11 protein-coding genes are annotated in these 16,563 nt (G+C 67.2%); 7 read left to right on the plus strand and 4 right to left on the minus strand.

Annotated features, from left to right (window positions below):
* Both Ari01nite_RS45595 and Ari01nite_RS45600 read right to left on the minus strand, forming a co-directional pair.
* On the minus strand, positions 1-417 hold a 417-nt coding region (locus tag Ari01nite_RS45595), incomplete at its 3' end, for a glycoside hydrolase family 6 protein (RefSeq protein WP_438872302.1).
* Positions 418-611: 194 nt separating this feature from the next.
* Positions 612-1,343: a hypothetical protein gene (locus tag Ari01nite_RS45600; protein WP_239163572.1), complete on the minus strand. Its 732-nt coding sequence runs from the start codon at positions 1,341-1,343 to the stop codon at positions 612-614.
* A gap of 262 nt (positions 1,344-1,605) precedes the next feature.
* On the opposite strand from Ari01nite_RS45600, the gene Ari01nite_RS45605 reads away from it, so the two are divergent.
* The 6 genes from Ari01nite_RS45605 (at position 1,606) to Ari01nite_RS45625 (ending at position 13,708) form a co-directional block, all read left to right on the plus strand.
* Entirely contained in the window at positions 1,606-2,490 is an 885-nt protein-coding gene (locus Ari01nite_RS45605; protein ID WP_203790541.1) for a Sco1979 family transcriptional regulator, read from the plus strand.
* A gap of 183 nt (positions 2,491-2,673) precedes the next feature.
* Complete coding sequence (locus Ari01nite_RS45610) at positions 2,674-2,913, plus strand: hypothetical protein (RefSeq protein WP_203790542.1); 240 nt, start codon at positions 2,674-2,676, stop codon at positions 2,911-2,913.
* 579 nt (positions 2,914-3,492) lie between these two features.
* Entirely contained in the window at positions 3,493-4,926 is a 1,434-nt protein-coding gene (locus Ari01nite_RS50550; protein WP_239163573.1) for a hypothetical protein, read from the plus strand.
* Positions 4,927-5,260: 334 nt separating this feature from the next.
* The gene (locus tag Ari01nite_RS45615) at positions 5,261-6,538 is read left to right on the plus strand and encodes a LamG domain-containing protein (RefSeq protein WP_239163582.1); all 1,278 of its coding nucleotides are present in this window, start codon (positions 5,261-5,263) and stop codon (positions 6,536-6,538) included.
* Between the two features lie 65 nt (positions 6,539-6,603).
* On the plus strand, positions 6,604-13,353 hold the full coding sequence (locus tag Ari01nite_RS45620; protein ID WP_239163583.1) for a polymorphic toxin-type HINT domain-containing protein: 6,750 nt from the start codon (positions 6,604-6,606) through the stop codon (positions 13,351-13,353).
* Between the two features lie 13 nt (positions 13,354-13,366).
* Complete coding sequence (locus tag Ari01nite_RS45625; protein WP_203790546.1) at positions 13,367-13,708, plus strand: colicin immunity domain-containing protein; 342 nt, start codon at positions 13,367-13,369, stop codon at positions 13,706-13,708.
* 281 nt (positions 13,709-13,989) lie between these two features.
* Here Ari01nite_RS45625 and Ari01nite_RS45630 read toward each other — a convergent pair whose 3' ends face one another.
* Together Ari01nite_RS45630 and eda are read right to left on the minus strand one after the other, a co-directional pair.
* Positions 13,990-15,096: a sugar kinase gene (locus tag Ari01nite_RS45630; protein WP_203790548.1), complete on the minus strand. Its 1,107-nt coding sequence runs from the start codon at positions 15,094-15,096 to the stop codon at positions 13,990-13,992.
* The gene (gene eda, locus Ari01nite_RS45635; RefSeq protein ID WP_203790549.1) at positions 15,093-15,734 is read right to left on the minus strand and encodes a bifunctional 4-hydroxy-2-oxoglutarate aldolase/2-dehydro-3-deoxy-phosphogluconate aldolase; all 642 of its coding nucleotides are present in this window, start codon (positions 15,732-15,734) and stop codon (positions 15,093-15,095) included. Before eda ends, Ari01nite_RS45630 begins: the two co-directional genes overlap by 4 nt.
* A 38-nt stretch (positions 15,735-15,772) precedes the next feature.
* On the opposite strand from eda, the gene Ari01nite_RS45640 reads away from it, so the two are divergent.
* A complete protein-coding gene (locus tag Ari01nite_RS45640; RefSeq protein ID WP_203790550.1) occupies positions 15,773-16,546 on the plus strand; it encodes an IclR family transcriptional regulator in 774 nt (257 codons plus the stop codon).
* Positions 16,547-16,563 lie beyond the last annotated feature (17 nt).

Raw genomic sequence — 16,563 nt, forward strand, 5'->3', positions numbered from 1 at the left:
ATCGTTCGGGCCGAGCTCACCGTTAGAGGCCAGCGCGGCACAGTCCCGGCCGGGCAGGTTGTAGATCACGAACTGGATGTAACCGGCACCCTGCGCCAACGCGGCGTCCAGGTGGTCCCGCACACCCATCGAACCGTTCGAGCTGCTGTTATCCGTACCCTCGATCGCGGCGATCCGGTCGATCCACACCGCGGTCGGGTTACTCGACACCCGGTTACCGCCGGACACCGACTCCGCCTTCGCCTTCCACTCCGGGTTCACATAGCCCTGGGCGCCCGCGTACGGGTTCTCGACCCGGGCCAGGGTGGTCGGCGGCGGCGCGGCGGCGGTCGTGGCGGCGCCGGCGTTGGTGGCGACCGCGATGCCGAGACCGGACACGAGTGCTACTGCGGTGACGGCCGTCAGGCCGAGGGTGATGCGAGGTCTCACGTTGGTGGCTCCTCGGGGATGTGTCGGCGCCCGGGGTGGCGCCGCGGGGGGAGTCAGTCACAAATAGACAGAGATCAATATGTGACTGCACCCCCAGCATGCCATGGGAGCGCTCCCAAGGCAAAGGGTCCTGAACTTTCCGCTGTGCGCGCTTTGTCGGTGGCGGGTTCAGGACCGCGGCGTCAGTGCAGGAAGCTGCCGTACCGGCCGTTGAGGATGGCGTTCTTCTGGGCCTGGCTGAAGTGCGTGTTCGGGTAGCTGTAGAAAGACGCGGACATCGGGGTGCCGTCGGTCGAGGTGGAGTCCGGCAGGCCGAAGGCGTGGCCGAGTTCGTGCACCATGCCGCCGTACCAGCGGTTCATGTTGCCGCCGATGCCGGCCGCGCCGTCGGCGTCGTGTCCGCTGAGGGTGACCCAGCCGAGGCTCGCGCCGCCGCCGGACCGGTTCGGCTCCTCGGCGCTGATCTCCCCGACGTTCAGCCAGCGGCTGTCCGGGCTGCTGATACCGAACCGGCGCATCAGTTCCTGGTGCATGTTGCCGACCACGCACCAGTAGTGGTCGCTGCCGGTGCAGTTGTTGGTGATGTACCAGTTCTCGTCGTGCTCGCCGTTGACGACCTCGACGACCGGGTCGTTCAGGATGAACGTCTTGCCCAGCTCCTGCTGGTAGTAACGCTGCGCCTCACGCATCACCGCGGCGATGCCGTCCGGATACCGCTGGTCGAACGGCTTGTCGGTCGGCTTGAGCCAGAACACCCGCACGGTGCCGGACGGCGGCGCCTCGGCCACCTCAGCCGCTTCGCCCACCTCGGCTGCTGAGGCCGGGCCGGCGGACGCGGCCGGCGCCAGGCCGATGAGCAGGACCGCGATTGCGGCCGCCCAGCGTCGTCCTCGAGAAGTGGTCGTGATCGACATGTCGGCTGCCTCCAGATCGGTCGTTCGAAAACCTTTTCAGGAGGATATCAACGCATTGGCATTCGTCAATATAAGCAGTTCCAGACGCTGCTCCCGCGTAATGGGTGGCGGCGAAGCGAAAGGTTTTCGGTGAACGCTTGGCGGCATGGGTGTCTGCACGGTTGAATGCACGTGCACGCGGGTAGTATCCGTTCAGTCACGGCCGGTCGCTGCGTGGGCGGGCCGGCCATGCGCCAGTGCCACCGTCTGCCCGAGGTGACCGATGATCTCAGTTCGTCAAGAAGGCGACAGCGGCCCGATCGCACGCCGTATCCAACTGGGAGCGCATCTGCGCCGCCTGCGCCGGGACGCGAACGTCACCCGGGAGGCCGCGGGGTGGCACATCCGGGGGTCGGATTCCAAGATCAGTCGCATGGAGCTGGGTCGCGTTCCGTTCAAGGAGCGTGACGTCGCCGATCTGCTCTCCCTGTACGGAGCCGGCGACGAGGAGAGTGCGGCCCTGCTGCTGCTGGCCCGGCAGGCGAACATCCCCGGGTGGTGGCAGAAGTACGGTGACCTGGTGCCGCCGTGGTTTCTGTCCTATCTGGGCCTGGAGGATGCGGCCTGCCTCATCCGCGCGTACGAGGTCCACGCCGTCCCGGCCCTGCTGCAGACGGCTGAATACACCCGGGCGCTCATCCGGCGTACGCACCCGGAGGACTCGCAGACCGAGATCAACCGGCGCGTCGAGGTGCAGCAGCGACGCCAGGCGATCCTGCACAGATCGAATCCGCCGCATCTTTGGGCGGTCCTGGACGAGGCGGTGTTGCGCCGCCGGGTGGTCGGCAGGGACGTGATGCGAGCGCAGATCCAGGCGCTCGCTGCCGCCTCCCGGCTGCCCCACGTCCGGGTCCAGGTGGTGTCCTTCGAACGTGCGGCGCCGGCGGCGGCCGGTTTCCCGTTCACGATCCTGCGCTTCGGCGAGCAGGAGCTGCCCGACGTGGTCTACCTGGAGCAGTTGACCAGCGCGACGTTCGTCGACAAGCCGAGCGACGTGGAGCAGTACGCCATCACGCTGGACCGCTCGTGCCTGCTGGCGGCGTCCCCCGAACGCACCGCCGACATCCTCGACCGGGCGCTGACCGAACCGGGCGAACGCGCGGCCTGACCATCCCCCGAACGGCCTGCCCGGGCCGCCGATCTTACCGATGTCCACTCAGGTGCATATGCACGTGCATATGCCCTTGCTTATGCCGGAGCAAACGACGATGCTGGAGCACGCGAACGGATAGTGACCATGGTCTCACCCGTTGACGCATAACTCTTGCAACGGCTCCACAGGGGATCTGGCATGAGACCGAGAAGCGAGCCGGTGTATCCGGTGTGCACCTTCCAGGAAGCGGACTATCGCTTCGGCGCTGGCCCGTTGCGGATGACAATCGAGTACGTCGACTGGTCACATCCCGTCCAGTACGACAGCGAGACGTGGTACGAGATCGTCGGCGTCGAGCAGACCGAGACCGGCCGGGAGGTCGGCCGTCGTCGAGCGCTGGTCCGGGCGAGACAGCTCCCGTCGAGGCCGTTGCCGTGAAGATCAGACGTGTTCTAACTGTTCGTAACTATGCCATGACGAATTCTCTTTACTGATAGCTCACGGACACCTGAATAGCATCCTTCGTTAACCGCCCGTTTACCCAACGCCAACAGGCTCCCCCGCAGCGATCGGTGTCGATCGCCGGGTGCGTTGGTGGCCCCGGCGGAACGGGGAGATGACACGATGTGGGGCCTGGTTAGTGCTGCGCGGCGTCGGCAAGCGGTTTCCTGGGGCCTGGCGTGGGGCGCGTCGCTTGCAGGCATGGTGCTGGCCGGCTGTGCTGTCGTGCTAAGTGCTGAGCCAGCTCCAGCCGCAGCTGTCTGCACCGCGAAGGCGAAGCCGGATCGTGTGTCCGCTCTGGCGTACGCGAAATCGTGTAAGAAGTCGGTGGCGGTGACCGACGCGACCACCCCGACGACGTCGCTCGTGGCTAATGCCGAGGGTACGTTCACGGTCACCGAGTCGGTGCTGCCGCAGCGGGTCCGGCGCGCCGACGGGACCTGGGCCTCGGTGGATCTGAACCTGCGGTTCAACGGTGACGGCACGGTTTCGCCTGGCGCCGCGCCGACGTCGGTGGTGCTGTCCGGCGGCGGTCCTGGGCCGCTTGCCCGGACCGCCGAGAACGGTCAGCAGCTGGTTTGGACATGGACCGGGTACACGCTGCCGAAGCCGACGCTCGATCGGACGGTGGCGACCTACGAGGAGGTTCTGCCCGGAGTCGACCTGAAGATGAAGGTCGACGAGTGGGGATTCTCCGAGGTGCTCGTGGTCAAGGCCGCCACGGCGGCCACCAGCTCGGAGCTGACCTCGTTGCGGTTCGCTCTCTCCGGTACGGGTTTGAGCGCTGCCGGTGCGGCCGGCACGGCGCGCACCCCGCAGGAGGCGGTGACCGGTACCTTCGCGATCGGCGACGCCTACATGTGGGACTCGACGCGGCCGAGTACCGCGCCTTCCGACACGCTGCCGGAGGATGCGCGAGCCGAAGGCGAGTCGACGATCGACGGGCCGGGGTCTGCGGCGCGGGTGGCGCAGATGCCGATGGTCATGCAGGGCCGCACGTTGGTGATCACACCGGTGCAGAGCTTGCTGACCGATCCGGCGGCGAAGTTCCCGATCTTCATCGACCCGAAGTCCTCATCGCCCGGTCGCAGCCATTGGACGATGATCAATAAGGGGCATCCGGGACAGCAGTACTGGAGTTACGACCGGGGCAGTCACGCGAAGGTGGGTAACGCGGGCGACACCGTGAACATGTACCGCTCGTTGTTCCAGTTCTCGACGGCGGCGTGGCGCAACAAGCATGTCACCGCGGTGACGTTCGCCAACAATCTGCTGTACTCGTGGGCCTGCTCGAACACGACAACTCAGCTGCACATCTCGAGTCAGACGCTGAGCAGCGCGACGACCTGGAACTCGAACGCGTCGTCCTGGGGCGGTTCGCTGGCGACGGTGTCCAACCAGAACTGCAAATGGGCACCCAGTGTGGCGTCGGAGTTCACGTCGAGCGCCTTGACGTCGGCCGTTCACTCGGCCAGGGCGAACGCGAGCATCACCATCGGCCTGCGAGCGGCCAACGAGACGGTCTCCAGTGACGGATCGAACGGCTGGAAGAAGTTCGACGAGACCTCCGGGGCCGGCGGCGCGCACCTGTCGGTCACCTACAACACGGCTCCGGTACTGAGCAACCTGCACACCGACGCGGGCTACCTGCGCCACCACCGCGGCGAGTGCGCCATTGCTGTCGACGTACGGATCTCCTGCCCGCAATCCCGTTCCGAAGGTCACCGTGACCGATGCCGAGGCGGACAAGTCCACGGTCACGTTCACCTACCCGAAGGCCGGCGGCGGTACCAGCAGCACGGCGTACCCGAACGTCACCAGTGGTGCGAGTCAACGGCTGGTTGCCGGCATCCCGGCGGCCGCGATACCCAGCGGCGGCACCTACTCCTGGACCGTGACTGCCTCCGACGGGACCGACTCGGCGTCGAAGACCTGTTATTTCAAGATTGATAACACGGTTCCGGCGCCACCAACGATCGTGACCGCGGACAACCGCTATCCCGACGACGACGCCGTCCACGGCGGCGTCGGGCAACCCGGCCGATTCACCATCGCGGCGACCGGCCCAGACGCCGGCAAGGTGGTCAAGTATGTCTGGGGCCCGCTGGCCGGCGGTCCTTCCAAGACGGTGACCACCACGAACGGCGCGTCGGTGACCGTGTCGTACACGCCCACAACGGTGGGAGACAACACGATTCAGGCGACCGCCTACACCGCGACCGGGATCGTCTCGGCACCCGGGTCCGCCGGGTTCCTGGTCGATGTGCCGACCACGCCGACCAGCGTGTGGCGCCTCAACGGTGACGGCACCGACACCGGACGCACCAGTCACCCGCTGACCGCCGCCAACCTCGCCTGGACACCGGACGGCCGGCAGATCGGTGAAAGCGTCGCCCGGTTCAACGGCACCTCGTCCGCGCTGACGGGCGCGCCGCCGATCCACACCAACACGTCCTTCGCGGTTTCCGCGTGGCTGCGGCCCACCCGCACGTCGTGCAGCGGCACCGCGGTGTCCCAGGACGGTGTGCACACCAGCGGCTTCTACCTCGGCTGTTACCAGGGCAGGTTCAGCTTCAACGTGATCCAGACCGACAGCTCGGAGGTCTACGGCACCCGGGTCACGTCCGCCGCCGCGGCCCAGGCCGGCGTGTGGAGCAACGTCGTCGGTGTCTACGACCTCTCGGAGAACCGGATCGCCCTCTACGTCAACGGCGTAGCCCAAGGGTCAGCACCGCTGAGTGCGCCGCTGTGGGATGCAGCGGGGCCGTTCGTCGTCGGGCGGGAACGCTACGTCGACGCCAGTGGTGGCTGGTGGGCCGGTGACATCGCCGACGTACGGGTGTGGGACCGCGTCATCTATCAACCCGACGTCGACGCGCAGTCCGCAGCGAGCTGGGCCGACCATTTCCCGCTTGGGTTCGACCTGGCATACAACGGCCGGCGGGACAACCCGTTGACCTGGAACGTCGAGCCGGAACCGGGGTGGGACAACATGAACCCACCGGACAACGGCGGCACCCCGGCCGTGATGCTGAGCGGGGGACCGCGCGCCGTCTCGGCCCACTCCGGGGTGCGCACCGACGGCTCGTTCTCGGTGTCCGCGTGGATCGGCCCGAACCTGATCACTGGTGGCAACCTCAGCGCCGTGGCGCAGCGCGGCACGATGGCGTCGAACTTCAGCCTCGGCATCAAACAGGAGACCAACCAGTACCAGTTCCGGATGAACCACTCCGACATCGGTTGGCCCGACGCGACGGTGGTGGCCGCTCCCGGTACGGCCGTGGTCGACCAGTGGGTGCACCTCACCGGCACCTTCGACTTCACCACCAGGCAGATGAACCTGTACGTGAACGGCGGACTGCAGGCATCCGGCACGTTCGGCGCCGCCCCCTGGCACGCCGCCGGCCCGGTCCTGGTGGGCGCCGCCTGGTGGCAGGGCGTGGCAGCCGACTACTGGCACGGGGGCATCGACAACGTCGCCCTGTTCAACGGAGTGCTCACCACCGCCCAGATCGACAACCTGTACCGCTACAGCGACCCGTTCTACGTGTCACCCGACTGATCGGCCCGGGACCTTTCCCGACGTGTTTTATTCCCGGTCGCGCCTACGTGGAGGCTTTCGTGACCATGCTTCGCCCCAGTCGTCGACTGCTCGCCGGTTCGCTCGTTGCGGTCCTGTGCGTGACAGCGGTGGGCACACAGCCGGCCCGCGCCGACGGCCCGTCCAAGGAGACCTTGGCGAAGCCCCGCAGTGTCCCGCCCGGCAAGCCTCGAACCATCCCGAAGCGCAAGCCAGACCCGGCTGCGGCCGCGGCGCTCACGTCGGAACGGCCGGTGGCCTGGCCGGCGGCGTCATCTCGCACGGTGCCGATCGGTGCCGCCCATGCGGCGGTGGCCGGAACGCCGGTCACGCTCGGCGCGCCGGCTCAGCGAGCAGCGGTGCCGTCGTCGGTTCGGGTCGACGTGTTCGACCGGGTCGCCGCTGTGAAGGCAAACCATGAGTTGCTGCTGAAGGTTGGCCGGGCCGACGGTGAGGGCACTACCGGCAGGGTTGAGGTCTCGGTCGATTACGGCCCGTTCCGCCACGCGTATGGTGCGGACTGGGCGAACCGGTTGCGGCTGGTGGAGCTGCCGGCATGCGCACCCGCGTGTGAACCGGTGGTGCTGCCGACTGCGAATGACATCGCCTCCTCGACGGTGACAGCCGTCGTCGAGGTCTCCACTACCGCCACGATGCTGGCCCTGAGCGCGGGGCCGTCCGGCCCGGCGGGCGACTTCACCGCCACGCCGCTTGAGGCATCGTCGACCTGGTCGGCAGGGGGACAGTCGGGTGACTTCGGGTGGTCCTACCCCATGCGGGTGCCACCGGCCAGTGCCGGACCGCACCCCGACGTGGCGCTGAGCTATTCGTCGCAGTCGGTTGACGGGCAGATGGCGGCCTCGAACAACCAACCCGGCTGGATCGGAGAGGGGTTCTCGTACGAGCCCGGCTCCATCTCCCGCAGCTACAAGTCCTGTTCCGACGACATGGGCGGAACCGCGACCAACTCGACGAAGACGGGCGACCTCTGCTGGGGTTCATATAACGCGGTGCTGTCGTTGTCCGGCCACTCGAGCGAGATCATCCGGGACGACGCCGAGGGCCGCTACGTGCTCAAGGACGACGACGGGTCCAAGGTCGAACTGGGCGCCGGCGCGACCAACGGGGACGGCGACGGCGAGTACTGGGTGGTCACGACCGGCGACGGCACGAAGTACTACTTCGGGCTGAACCGCATCGACGGCTGGGCCGTCACCAACCCGACGACGAATTCCGCCTTCACCGTCCCGGTGTTCGGCAACAACCCGAACGAGCCGTGTTACCACGCCAGCTTCGCCTCGGCCTCCTGCCAGCAGGCGTGGCGGTGGAACCTCGACTACGTGGTCGACACCCACGGCAACACCATGTCGCTGTGGTACGCGCAGGAGACCAACAACTACGCGAAGAACCTGACCACCACGTCGGTCGCGACCTACACCCGCGGCGGCTACTTGACGCGCATCGACTACGGCACCGACCGGCGCACGGCAGGCAAGGACAGCGGTCTGACCGCACAGGCCCCGTACAAGGTCGACTTCGCGGTCGCCGATCGGTGCATCACCGCCGGATCGACCTGCACGCCGGGCAACCCGGGCAACTGGCCGGACGTGCCGTGGGACCAGTCCTGCACCTCCACGACCTCGTGTACGCAGTACTCGCCGACCTTCTTCAGTCAGAAACGCCTGAACACCGTGCTGACCTCGGTGTGGAACACGGCCAACGCCGGCTACGACGAGGTCGAGAAGTGGACGATGCACCAGACGTACCCGGACCCCGGTGACAGCACCCGGGCCGGCCTGTGGCTCGCCTCGATCTCGCATACTGGCCTCTACGGCAGCACCAATACGGTTCCGGACATCAAGTTTACCGGCGTCCAGATGGCCAACCGGGTCGACACGAGCACCGACGGCGCCCCGAAGATGAATTGGTGGCGGGTCTCGGACATCCTGACCGAGACCGGCGAGCAGATCGGTATCACGTACTCCACGGCGCAGTGTGTCGCCGGCGCTACGCCGAGGGAGGACGCCAACACCTCACGCTGCTACCCGGCGTACTGGGCGCGCGGCACCGACACCAACCCGAGGATCGACTGGTTCCACAGGTACGTCGTGACGGCTGTCTCCGAGAACGACCGGACCGGCGGTCAGAACCGCATCTACACCACGTACAGCTACGGCACGCCGGCCTGGCACTACGACGAGGATCCGGGCCTGGTCCCGGCATCGCGCAAGACCTGGGCACAGTGGCGCGGCTACGACACGGTCATTACCACGGTCGGTGACACCGGCGACCCGAAGACCAGTACCAAGACCCTCTACTTTCAGGGTATGAACGGTGACCGGACCTCGTCCGGCACCCGCAGCGTGCAGATCACGGACTCCACCGGTGCCAAGGTTGCCGACGACGACGTGTTCGCTGGCATGGTGCGCGAGGCGATCACCTTCAACGGGCCGGGCGGCGCCGAGGTCTCCGGCGAGATCAACGACCCGTGGAAGTCCGCCGCGACCGCCAGCAGGAAGATCAACAACGTCACCACCTCCGCGCACCACACCGGCACGTCGGCCACCCGCCACCGCGTGACCCTCGACGGAGGCCGCGGGAAGCAGACCACCGAGACCACGACGACCTTCGACCCGTACGGCATGCCCACACATGTCTGGGCCAAGGGCGACACCACCGACGGCTCGGACGACACCTGCGCGATCACCACCTACAACCGCAACACCACGGCGAACATCCTCAGCACGGTGGGACGGGTGCAGACGTATGCCAAGACGTGCGGGAGTAACCCGGCAAACGCAGACGACGTCATCTCGGACATCAGGACCAGCTTCGACAGGTCCGATTACGGCACCGCGCCCACCAAGGGCGACGTGACCAAGGTGGAGCAGGCCAAGGACTGGAGCACCTCGAGTATCGGCTGGCTGACCACATCGCAGAGCGTCTACGACCCCGCAGGGCGCATCACCGACGCCACCGACGTGCGAGGCAACCACACCCTGACCCAATACACGCCGGCGACCGGGCCGGTGACCTCGGTCAAGACCACCCAGAACCCGCTCGGCTGGTCCACCACCAAGGAGATCGCCCCGGGTTACGGGCTGGCCACCGGGTCGGTGGACGTCAACGGCAAGCGCACTGACACCACCTACGACGGGATCGGGCGGATGACCGCCGCATGGACCACGCGGTCCAAGGCCGCCGGGGCCAGCGCCAACGCGACATTCAGCTACCAGATCAGCCAGAACGACGGCGCGCCGACGGTGGTGACCACGAACACCCTGAACTCGCGGGTCACGTACGAACCGTCGTACGCGTTCTACGACGGGCTGCTGCGGCTCGTCCAGACGCAGGAACGCTCGACCGCCGGCGGGCGGCTGACCGCCGACACCTTCTACAACTCGCTGGGCCAGGTCAGCAAGGCGAACGGGCCACATTACGACGCCGGCCAGCCGAGCGCCACTGTGTTCCCGCCGCCGATCGACCAGAACATCCCGTCGCAGACGGTCACCACGTATGACGGCGCCGGCCGGACGATTCGCTCGGCGTTCCTCTCGCGCGGCATCACGCAGTGGCACACCACCACCGTTCACGGCGGTGACCGGATCGACGTCATCCCCGCCGCGGATGCTGCCCCGCCCGGCGCCGGCACCCCGACGTCCACCCACTACGACGCGCTCGGGCGGATCATCGAGTTCCGGGAACACCCCGGTACCTCGACCGTCGGCAGCGGCTACAACGCCACCACCTACGCCTACAACGCCAAGGGCCAGAACACCGGCGTCAAGGACGGCGCCGGCAACCAGTGGAGCTTCCGCTACGACCTGCTCGGCCGTCCCACCGGCCGGACCGACCCGGATTCCGGCACCACCACGACCACCTACAACGACTTCGGAGACGTGACGAGCACGACCGACGCGTCGAACCAGACCATCTCACACGACTACACGCTCCCCGCCGGATACGCCGACCCGCTCGGGCGCAAAACATCCACCTGGCACGGCGCCGCCAACACCGGCACCAAGCTGGCCACCTGGGTCTACGACACCAAGGCCAAGGGCTACCTGACCTCTTCGAGCCGATGGGTCGGCTCACGCGAGTACAAGACCACCATCAACGGCTACAACTGGCTCTACCAGCCGGCGAGCACCACCACGAGCATCCCCGGTGAGGAAGGCGCCCTTGCCGGCAACTACACCTTCGCCGCCGCCTACAACCTCGACGGCACCCTGAACAGCCAAAGCATCCCGGCGACGGGCGACCTCACCGCCGAAACACTCAACTACACCTACGACTCGCCAACCGGCAGCCCATACAGTCTCAGCACCAACTACGGGTACGCCACCAAGCAGATCGTCCTGTCCACCCAGTACGACCAGTACAACCAGCCGGCCCTGACCACCTTTGCCGACAACGACACCGCCCCGTGGGTGCAGCAGAAGCTCGTCTTCGACGACGCCACCCACCGGCTCACCCAGACGAAGACCCTGAAGTCGACCGCGCCGTCGGTCGTTGGTGACATCTCCTACAGCTACGACGCCGCCGGTAACGTCCGCAAGGCGGCCGACACCCCTGCCGGGGGTACCGCCCACACCCAGTGCTTCGGCTATGACGGCATGCAGCGGCTCAGCCAGGCGTGGACCCCTGCTGGGGGAGACTGCGCGACGGCGCAGTCCGTCGCCGCGCTGGGCGGTGCAGCGCCGTACTGGAAATCCTGGACCTTCGACGGCAACGGCGTGGCCGCTTCTACCGGCAACCGGCGGACCGAGACCACGCACACGGCCACCGGCGACCGGACCGTAACGTCCCACTACGCCGCGACCGATCACGCGCATGCGGTCAGCCGCACCACCACAACCGTCGGCGGCGTCCAGACCGGCTCCGCAAACTACCTCTACGACGCGACCGGAAACACCACGAGCCGGCCCGGCACCAGCGCCCAGCAGACCCTGAGCTGGGACGCGGAAAACCACCTCGCTTCGGTCACCGAGGGCGGCGACACCTCGTCGTACGTCTACGACGCCGACGGCAGCCGCCTCATCGCCCGCGATCCCACCGGAACCACCCTCTACGTCGGCAACACGCAGATCCGCCTGTCCACCAGCGGCGTCAAGACCGCCCAGCGCTACTACACCTACAACGGGCAGACCGTCGCTCAGCGCACCGCCGCCAGCCTGCAGTTCCTCTCCGGTGACCGGCACGGCACCAGCACCATCGCGATTGCCAACACCCCCACCCAGACGGTCACCAAGCGCTACCAGGACCCGTACGGCAACAGCATCGGCCCGAATGTCGCCTGGACCGGCACCAAGACGTTCGTCGGCGGCGACCAGGACCCGACCAACCTGATCCACCTGGGCGCCCGCGAATACGACCCGACCATGGGCCGGTTCATCTCCGTCGACCCGGTGCAGGACCTGGCCGTCCCGCAGCAGTGGAACGGTTACGCCTACGCCAACAACAACCCGACCACCCTTTCCGACCCAAGCGGCCTGTATCCCATCGATCCCGACCTGGACGATCAGTTCGGCCGTGAACTACCGAAGACCGGCAAATACAAGCACCGCACCCCGGGCGGCGGAAAACCGGCCAAGAAGAAGAACACCCGAGGCGACCTGAACATCGTCCACGAGATGGGCGTCAACCACACGAGAACGTCCTATATCTGCATCACCGACATCGTTTGCCTGGACCACTACGAGGTCACCAACTTCACCAGGTACATCAGCAACTACTACGCCCAGATCGCCTCACTTACCAGAGGAAACGGCGGCCAGGCACTGGCCGATCACCAGTACCTGACGGCAGTCGTGCAAGCGTGCGCCGAAGGCGTATACCTCGAGGCCAACTGCGGCGGCCAGGCATACCGAAAGCTGACCGACGTAGCCAACACCGCCAACATCCAGGCACGCGAGGAAGCCAAAGGCATACCCGCCTGGCAGCAAGCCATCACGGCGGTGGCCGTCGTCGCCGAAGCAGCGGGCGGCATGTCCGCCTGCAAACTCAGCGCAATCTGGGCCGGCGGCAGCCGCAAGAGCTTCTCCGCCGACACCCCCGTCCTGATGGCAGACGGAACGCTGAAGCAGTTCAAAGATGTGAAGGTCGGCGACGACGTCCTGGCCACTGACCCGGATACCGGCGAAGAGGGCCCGCGAAAGGTGGAAGCGGTCTGGATCCACTCCGACGACCTCTACACACTGAACATCGACGGCCAGCCGCTGATCACGACCGAAGACCACCCCTTCTGGAACTTCACCGACGGACGCTGGGAACGCGCCGACGAACTCCAGAACGGCGACCTGCTACGCACGGCGACCGGCGCCCAGGCCCGAGTCGACGGCTTCCTCGACAAGACCCACCGGGTAGCCCCGGCCTACAACCTAACCGTCGACGACCTGCACACGTACTATGTGATGGCTGGCACCACGCCGGTACTCGTTCACAACACGAATGGGTGCGGAACTGCGGCTGCTGGTTGGGCGAACAAGGCTGACTTCGCTGACAACAAAACCCTCAGTAAAAAGTACGATGCGCACGCTGCGGACTTCGGTATTACTGGAAATAGGAACAAGGCCAATCTTGCTGCGTTTGAAGGGGCAATGCGCGCGCACATGACTGCGCCCGGCACGCAGATCTACAGGTTCAATTATCGAGGGCAAGGCCAGGCGGTAGGGTTTATTGATACTTCAACCAAAAATATGGTCATGTTGAATGCAGGAACCGGAAAGTTCTGGACCGCATATAGACTTGGTGACAACCAGTTCTCCGGCATTGTCAACAAGGGCTACCTCTGGTAGCCGGGAGGAATTGATGAACACGCAGAAGCCGCAGGATCGTGCCTGGTCAGCTCCGTCCGAGGTGACGCCGGGCACGGGTGTGGCGTGGCAGCTTCGATTCATGAACGATCTGACCAACGGGCAGATGTCAGGCCCAGAGTTTGCCAGAGCGTGGCTGTCTGCCCGGCGCCGGGTATTGGACGGTAACGAGCGAGTTCGGGAGAACTTCGAACGCATCCTCTATGACGTTTTCTATTTGCTGGACGATTATGTTATTGACCCCGCGCTTCGCGGCCCCGACGACATCACAGATGAGCAATTGGTCGACCGGGTGCGCGACTGTCTCGAACGCCTGAGGGGGTTGGAGCGCAAATAGTCGCATGATTAACGTCTGCCTTAAGCTCTATAACAGAGTGTCCGCCACTGTCGCGCGCATTGATGCCACTCCGTTGTGTGCTGGTGGTCTTGCTTGTGTGTCAAGCCCGGGTTGGCGCTGTGATCGATTTCGAGCCGAATCGGTTCAAGCGCGGCGGGCCGCTGACCGTCGTCTATGATGACGTTCAGAAATTCACCATGCAGGTGGATGAAATGAATTCCACCACGCGCGTGCGCGCGGCCCGGCGGATGCCGGGCCGCTTCGTTGAACCTGTCCAGCTCTTACCGCTGAACCCGGGCGCTGCTGCCCTTCACCAGGGCCTCGACCTCCTTGAGGCTGGCCATCGAGGTGTCGCCGGGGGTGGTCATCGCCAGCGCGCCGTGGGCCGCGCCGTACTCGACGGCCAGGGCCAGGTCGCCGTCGCGTTCCAGCAGGCCGAAGATCAGGCCGGAGGCGAAGCTGTCGCCGCCGCCTACCCGGTCGAGGATCTCCAGGGCGGGGCGGTGGGTTGCCTCGGCGAAGGAGCCGCCGGCCCAGGCCACGGCGCCCCAGTCGTTCACGGTGGCGCTGCGGACGCCGCGCAGGGTGGTGGCGACGACCTTGAAGTTCGGGTAGTCCTGGACTGCTGCCTCGATCATCGACTTGAACTTGCCGGCATCCAGGGAGCCGCCACCGTGGATGTCGGTGTCCGGCACCTCGAAGCCCAGGCAGGCGGTGAAGTCCTCCTCGTTGCCGATCATCACGTCGACTAGGCCAGCGAGGCGGCGGTTGACCTCGCGGGCGCGGTCCTGGCCGCCGACCGCCTTCCACAGGCTGGGCCGGTAGTTCAGGTCGTAGGACACGATCGTGCCGTGCCGGCGGGCGGCGGTCATCGCGGCCTCGACGGTCTGCGCGGCCGTCTCGGACAGCGCCGCGTAGATGCCGCCGGTGTGCAGCCACCGGGCGCCCAGCGTGCCGAACAGGTGGTCCCAGTCGACGTCGTCGGGCTTGAGCTGGCTGGCCGCGGAGTGGCCGCGGTCGGAGGTGCCGACGGCGCCGCGCGCGCCGAAGCCGCGTTCGGTGAAGTTGAGCCCGTTGCGGACGCTGCGGCCGATGCCGTCGTACGGCATCCAGGTTATGAAGCTCGTGTCGACGCCGCCCTGCAGGACGAAGTCCTCCAGGAGGCGGCCCACCTCGTTGTCCGCGAACGCGGTGACGACCGCGGTCCGCAGCCCGAAGCAGCGCCGCAGGCCGCGGGCCACGTTGTACTCGCCGCCGCCCTCCCAGGCGCGGAACGATCGCGCGGTGCGGACCCGGCCCTCGCCGGGGTCGAGGCGCAGCATGATCTCGCCGAGCGAGACCAGGTCGTAGCGGCACTCGTCCTTCGGCCTCGGCGTGACCGCGCTCATGCGGCACCGCCCGAGGCCGCCGCGACCGCCTGCTCGGCCCGGGTGGTGATCTCGACCCAGCGTTCGCCCGCAATCAGGTCCGCCGGCGCGACCGCGGTCGCGCCGACCGCGAGGACGGCCGGCAGCGCGAGGTATTCCGGGATGAGGGCCGTGGTGACGCCGCCGGTGGGGATGAACCGCACCCCGCGGAACGGGGCCGACAGTGCCTTGATCATCGCGGCGCCGCCGAGCTGCTGCGCCGGGAAGAACTTGACGACGTCGAGGCCCGCGTCGACGGCCATCTGGATCTCGGTCGCGGTGGCAGCGCCCGGGAAGACCGGCACACCGGCCTCCTGGCAGGCCCGGACGACGGTGGGGGCGAAGCCGGGGGTCACCACGAACCGGGCGCCGGCCTCGATCGACCGCTCGGCCTGCTCGGCGGTCAGCACCGTGCCGGCGCCGACGATGACATCGTCGCGGCCGGCCAGGGTGCGGATCGCGTCGATGCCCGCGGCGGTGCGCAGGGTGACCTCGGCGGCGCGCAGGCCGCCCTTCACCAGGGCGTCACCGAGCGCGTTGGCGTGGCTCGCGTCCTCGATCACCAGAACCGGCAGTACCTTGCCTATATCAGCGTGTTCACTCTTCTGAACGTCAGTCATGTATGTGACCCTACTGTGGCTCGGGTACGGTGCCAACCGTGCCAACCGCATCCGAGGACTACCAGCCCGTCAAGTCGGCCGGGCGCACCCTCGACCTGCTCGAGTTGCTCGCCGACCAGCCGCGCCCGTGGACGCTGGTCGATCTGACCCGGGAGCTCGACATCCCGAAGAGCAGCCTGCACGGCCTGCTGCGCACGCTGACCGCCCGCGGCTGGGTGCGCACCGACGACGGTACCCACTTCCGGCTCGGGCTGCGCGCCCTGCGGGTCGGCGCTGCCTATCTCGACGGCGACGGCACCGTGGGCCTGCTCGGCGGCATACTCGACGACCTGTCCCGCCGGTTCGGCGAGACCGTCCACCTCGGGCGGCTCGACGGTGCCGAGGTGGTCTACGTCGCCAAGCGCGAATCGGTGCACCACCTGCGCCTCTACAGCGCGATCGGCCGTCGGCTCCCGGCGCACGCAACGGCCTTGGGCAAGGCATTGCTCGCCGAGCACACCGACCAGGAGGCCGGCGGGATGCTGCAGTGGCCGCTGGCCGGTCTGACCGCCAACACGATCACCGATCGCGATGCGTTCCACGCGGCGCTGGCCGAGGTGCGCGCGGCCGGCTACGCCGTCGACCGCGAGGAGAACGCCGAGGGCATCAACTGCATCGCGATGGCGGTTCCGCTGACCGCGCCGGCCGTCGACGCGGTCAGCATCTCGGTGCCGGTGAGCCGGCTGCGGCCGGAACTGGAGGCGTCGATCGTGGCGGCGCTGCGCGAGACGGTCGGCGCCCTGGGCCGGGCGGGCAGCATGCTGACCACGTGACGCTCATCCCGCCGAAA

The organism is Paractinoplanes rishiriensis, assembly GCF_016862375.1.
GTDB classification, from domain to species: domain Bacteria; phylum Actinomycetota; class Actinomycetes; order Mycobacteriales; family Micromonosporaceae; genus Actinoplanes; species Actinoplanes rishiriensis.

Coding starts and splice junctions, on each gene's coding strand:
- Ari01nite_RS45600 (WP_239163572.1), bottom strand. CDS start 1,343: ATGTCGATCACGACCACTTCTCGAGGACGACGCTGGGCGGCCGCAATC.
- Ari01nite_RS45605 (WP_203790541.1), top strand. CDS start 1,606: ATGATCTCAGTTCGTCAAGAAGGCGACAGCGGCCCGATCGCACGCCGT.
- Ari01nite_RS45610 (WP_203790542.1), top strand. CDS start 2,674: ATGAGACCGAGAAGCGAGCCGGTGTATCCGGTGTGCACCTTCCAGGAA.
- Ari01nite_RS45620 (WP_239163583.1), top strand. CDS start 6,604: ATGCTTCGCCCCAGTCGTCGACTGCTCGCCGGTTCGCTCGTTGCGGTC.
- Ari01nite_RS45625 (WP_203790546.1), top strand. CDS start 13,367: ATGAACACGCAGAAGCCGCAGGATCGTGCCTGGTCAGCTCCGTCCGAG.
- Ari01nite_RS45630 (WP_203790548.1), bottom strand. CDS start 15,096: ATGAGCGCGGTCACGCCGAGGCCGAAGGACGAGTGCCGCTACGACCTG.
- eda (WP_203790549.1), bottom strand. CDS start 15,734: ATGACTGACGTTCAGAAGAGTGAACACGCTGATATAGGCAAGGTACTG.